This window comes from Microbacterium sp. (genome assembly GCF_031178445.1).
GTDB lineage: Bacteria > Actinomycetota > Actinomycetes > Actinomycetales > Microbacteriaceae > Microbacterium.
On record NZ_JAPSIY010000024.1, the window covers coordinates 1 to 3,770 of the forward strand.

A 3,770-nucleotide genomic window follows, 5' to 3' on the forward strand; every position below is an offset into this window, starting at 1 on the left:
ACGAACAGCGCGTAGAGCACCGCGGCGACGAGCGCGAGCAGGATCACGAGGCGCACCCACCACGGGCCGGGAAGCACTCGCCACAGGGCGGCATACATCAGATCAGCTCCTCGGTCAGGGCCGCCGGCTGCTCGCCGGTCGAGCGGGGCAGGTACGACTCGAACACGCCGTATCCGACGAGCCGCTCCGTCATCGCGTAGCGCGGCGAGCATGTCGTGAGCGTGATGTAGCGCTCGCCCGTGGGCACGTCGGGTGAGCGCGGCACGTCGGCGAGGGCGTCATAGGCGGAGGGCTCGACGTATTCGAGCGTGCGGAACCGGTAGGTGTACCAGCCGTCCTTCGTCTCGATCACGATGGGGTCGCCGATCCGCAGGCTCTGCAGATCGGAGAACGGCTTGCCGAACGTCGTCCGGTGCGCCGCCAGGCCGAAGTTCCCGACCTCACCGGGCATCTCCGTATCGAGATAGTGGCCGATGCCGATGCTGTCGAGCGTCCCGGATCGGGTCACGCCCCCGGCGATGTTCACGGCGTAGTCGTCACCCCAGCGAGGAACGCGCATCACGGCGAACAGCTCCTGGTCGGCGGGCTGCGGCAGGATCACCGGCTCGTACGCCGGCGTGCCGTCCTCCGGATCGGGCGTCGGCTCCGGCGCCGGACTCAGCGGCGCGACCGACGCCCACTCGCGCGACTGCTCGGCGGCCTGGGCGTTGTGCTGCGCCGAGTAGATGACGTCCCCGATCCAGAGCTGCCACACCACGTAGAGCAGGACGGCCGCTCCGAGGGTCAGCAGGATCTCGCCGAGAACGCTCGTCACCGTGGCCCGGCTGCGCGGCCGCGACGTCTGCACGGTCGTCATCACAGTGACAGGGTACCCGGGCCGATAGGATGGCCCCATGGCCCGATCGCAGAAGCCCACCCGCCAGAACGGCGACGACGACGGCGTCGAGCGCCCCGCCGCGGACGCCCCGCCGAATCCCGTCTGGTTCAAGCCGGTGATGGTCGGCTTCATGCTGATCGGGCTCGTCTGGATCCTCGTGTTCTACCTCTCGGGACAGGCCTTCCCGATCCCCGGCATCCAGGCGTGGAATCTCCTGATCGGCTTCGGCATCGCGTTCATCGGCTTCCTGATGACGACGCGCTGGCGGTAGCCGCCCCTCACGCGCGGAAGCGCCCGGCGACCAGGTCGCCGGGCGCTTCCGCATGTCATGCCCAATCGGGAATTACATGCGTGTGATTCATCCCCAGCGGGGGATAACCCTGTGGATAACTCCGAACACCGCCTCAGGCGTACAGGAAGCCGGGTACCGCGAGCAGAGCAAGCAGCACGGCGACGACGACCCCGAGCAGGACGAGCTGCCGGCGAGACTGATCGGCACGGCGGGTCGTGCTGAACACCAACCCGACCGCGGTGCCGGCGAGCAGCCCGCCGACATGCGCCTGCCACGAGATGCCGCCCAGGAAGAATCCCACCACCAGGTTGATGCCCAGGATGATCAGGATGCCGCGCACGTCGCCGCCCAACTGCCGACCGATCACCACGAGCGCGCCGAGCATGCCGAACAGCGCGGCAGAGGCACCGACAACCGGAGTCGTGAACGCGAGCAGCCCCGCGACGGCGGCGCCGCCCAGTCCCGAGATCAGGTACAGCGCAAGGAATCGCCATCGTCCGAGCATCGGCTCGAGCAGCCGCCCGAGCAGCCAGACGGACAGCAGGTTGAGCCCGACGTGGATGAACGAGCTGTGCACGAGCAGCCAGGTCACCACGCGCCATGGCTCGAACGCGCCGAACGGGGGATAGAGCCTCGGCGCGAAGAACGCCAGCCACTGCGTCAGCGAGACGCCGAACTGCTGCAGCAGCAGGTCGAGCAGGAACATCCCGGCGGTGATGCCGACGATCCAGTTGGTCAGCGGGGCGGAGCCCGCTCGCACGGCGACCGCACCGCCGCGCCCCCACCGCCGCTCGGCACGCTTCTGCGCGGGCGTGCGCGACTTCTTCTGGTCGCGCAGGCACTCCGGGCAGATCACCCCGACGGCACCCTGCGTCTGGCACTCCGGGCAAATCGTGCGCTGGCAGCGCTGGCAGAGCGCGAAGCTCATCCGATCCGGATGCCGATAGCAGAAGTTCTCGGGGTTGCGGGAGAAGTCGGTAGTGGTCACAGCGGTGACGGCGGCGGTGCGGGGCGTGCGGCGGTCGTCAGACCGCGGCGATCTCGACCGACTGCAGGACGACCGGCTCGAGCGGGCGGTCCTGGGCGCCGGTCGGCACCTGGGCGATCGCGTCCACGACGGCCTTCGAGGCCTCGTCGACGACCTCGCCGAAGATCGTGTGCTTGCCCATCAGCCACGGCGTCGGGTCGGTCGTGATGAAGAACTGCGAGCCGTTCGTGCCGCTCAGGCGGCCCGTGATCGCGTTCGGGCGCTTGCCGGCGTTCGCCATGGCGAGCTTGTACGGCGCGTTGAAGTCGAGCTCCGGGCTGATCTCGTCGTCGAACGTGTAGCCGGGGCCGCCGACGCCCTGACCGAGCGGGTCGCCGCCCTGGATCATGAAGCCGGGGATGATGCGGTGGAAGATGACGTCCTTGTACAGCGGGCCCTCGCCCGGCTGTCCGGTGGCCGGATCGGTCCACGATCCGGTGCCGTCGGCGAGGCCGATGAAGTTGCGGACGGTCTTCGGGGCGTGGTCGCCGAAGAGGTTGACGACGATGTCGCCGTGATTGGTGTGCAGGGTGGCGACGGCGGTGTGCTGAGGCATTTCCTCATTCTCTCAGAGACCTGCGGACGCGCGATCGTTCAGAGGGAACGCACGGTTGTCAAGACTCCGAGAACCCCCTGCCGCCCGGCGGGTGATCTGGCAGGATGAGGGGAACACCACATCCCCAGCGACAGGGAGGGCACCAACATGAGCCTCAGCAGGAAGCGCAAGAAGGAACTCCACAAGCTGCAGAAGTCGGCCGGCAAGCTGTGGGAGGCACAGCAGGTCGTGCTGGCCGGCGCTTCGAACGTCGCGCGCGAGGCCGGTCGCCAGCTCGGCCACCTCAACCGGGAGCAGGTGGCTCCGGTCATCGACGACAAGTACCACCAGTACCTCGAGCCGGTCGTCGACCGGGTGTCGCCGTATGTGGACTCCAGCCGCAAGGCCTCGAAGCACTTCCTGGACCACACGGTCGTGCCGGTCGTCGGTGGCGCCGTGGGCAAGGCTCTGTCGGCCATCGACGCCGCGAACGAGGCGGGCATGCAGTTCGCCACGAAGCGCAAGCCCGAGCCCAAGAAGAAGAGCAGCGCCGGCCCGATCATCGCTCTGGTGCTCGGCATCGCGGCCGCGGGTGCGGTGCTCTACGCCGCGTGGCAGACACTGCGCGCGGATGACGAGCTCTGGGTCGCAGACGACCCGCTCGCCTCGCCCGACGCCTGATGACCCCGACTTCCCGCGTCAGGGAAGCTGCGGCGGCTCGCGGCCTCGACATCGAGGTCCTCGAGTCGCCGCGCGCGTCTTCCCTCGAGGAGGCAGCCGAGCTGCGCGGCATCACGCCCGCGGACATCGTCAAGACGCTGGTGGTCAAGGGACGCGGCGACGACAACTACCTGTTCGCGCTGATCCCGGGCGACCGGTCGATCTCCTGGCCCAAGCTGCGCGCGCTGGTGGGCGTCAACAAGCTGCGCCTGCCTGAGCCCGAGCTCGCGCTGCAGGCGACCGGGTACGAGCGCGGCACGATCACGCCGCTGGGCAGCACGAACGACTGGCCCGTGTACGCGGATGAGCGGATCGCCGG

General features: G+C 68.9%; 6 protein-coding genes. 3 read left to right on the top strand and 3 right to left on the bottom strand.

Annotated features, from left to right (window positions below; genetic code table 11):
- Positions 1–97: 97 nt before the first annotated feature.
- Complete coding sequence (locus RIN43_RS16120; RefSeq protein WP_309129941.1) at positions 98–856, bottom strand: class E sortase; 759 nt, start codon at positions 854–856, stop codon at positions 98–100.
- A 37-nt stretch (positions 857–893) separates the two neighbouring features.
- On the opposite strand from RIN43_RS16120, the gene RIN43_RS16125 reads away from it, so the two are divergent.
- Positions 894–1,148 carry a cell division protein CrgA gene (locus RIN43_RS16125; protein ID WP_309129942.1) on the top strand — a complete coding sequence of 85 codons (255 nt, stop codon included), beginning with the start codon at positions 894–896 and terminating at the stop codon, positions 1,146–1,148.
- Positions 1,149–1,281: 133 nt separating this feature from the next.
- Here the strand turns inward: RIN43_RS16125 and RIN43_RS16130 are convergent, their stop codons facing one another.
- Both RIN43_RS16130 and RIN43_RS16135 read right to left on the bottom strand, forming a co-directional pair.
- Positions 1,282–2,157 carry a rhomboid family intramembrane serine protease gene (locus RIN43_RS16130; protein WP_309129943.1) on the bottom strand — a complete coding sequence of 292 codons (876 nt, stop codon included), beginning with the start codon at positions 2,155–2,157 and terminating at the stop codon, positions 1,282–1,284.
- 37 nt (positions 2,158–2,194) lie between these two features.
- Positions 2,195–2,752, bottom strand: coding sequence for a peptidylprolyl isomerase (locus RIN43_RS16135; RefSeq protein ID WP_309129944.1), 558 nt, complete (start codon positions 2,750–2,752; stop codon positions 2,195–2,197).
- A gap of 147 nt (positions 2,753–2,899) precedes the next feature.
- On the opposite strand from RIN43_RS16135, the gene RIN43_RS16140 reads away from it, so the two are divergent.
- Together RIN43_RS16140 and RIN43_RS16145 are read left to right on the top strand one after the other, a co-directional pair.
- The gene (locus tag RIN43_RS16140) at positions 2,900–3,412 is read left to right on the top strand and encodes a DNA helicase (protein ID WP_309129945.1); all 513 of its coding nucleotides are present in this window, start codon (positions 2,900–2,902) and stop codon (positions 3,410–3,412) included.
- Positions 3,412–3,770, top strand: a 359-nt coding sequence (locus RIN43_RS16145) for a YbaK/EbsC family protein (RefSeq protein WP_309129946.1), incomplete at its 3' end; no start/stop codon positions are given. The genes RIN43_RS16140 and RIN43_RS16145, both read left to right, overlap by 1 nt.

Coding starts and splice junctions, on each gene's coding strand:
- RIN43_RS16120 (WP_309129941.1), bottom strand. CDS start 856: ATGACGACCGTGCAGACGTCGCGGCCGCGCAGCCGGGCCACGGTGACG.
- RIN43_RS16125 (WP_309129942.1), top strand. CDS start 894: ATGGCCCGATCGCAGAAGCCCACCCGCCAGAACGGCGACGACGACGGC.
- RIN43_RS16135 (WP_309129944.1), bottom strand. CDS start 2,752: ATGCCTCAGCACACCGCCGTCGCCACCCTGCACACCAATCACGGCGAC.
- RIN43_RS16140 (WP_309129945.1), top strand. CDS start 2,900: ATGAGCCTCAGCAGGAAGCGCAAGAAGGAACTCCACAAGCTGCAGAAG.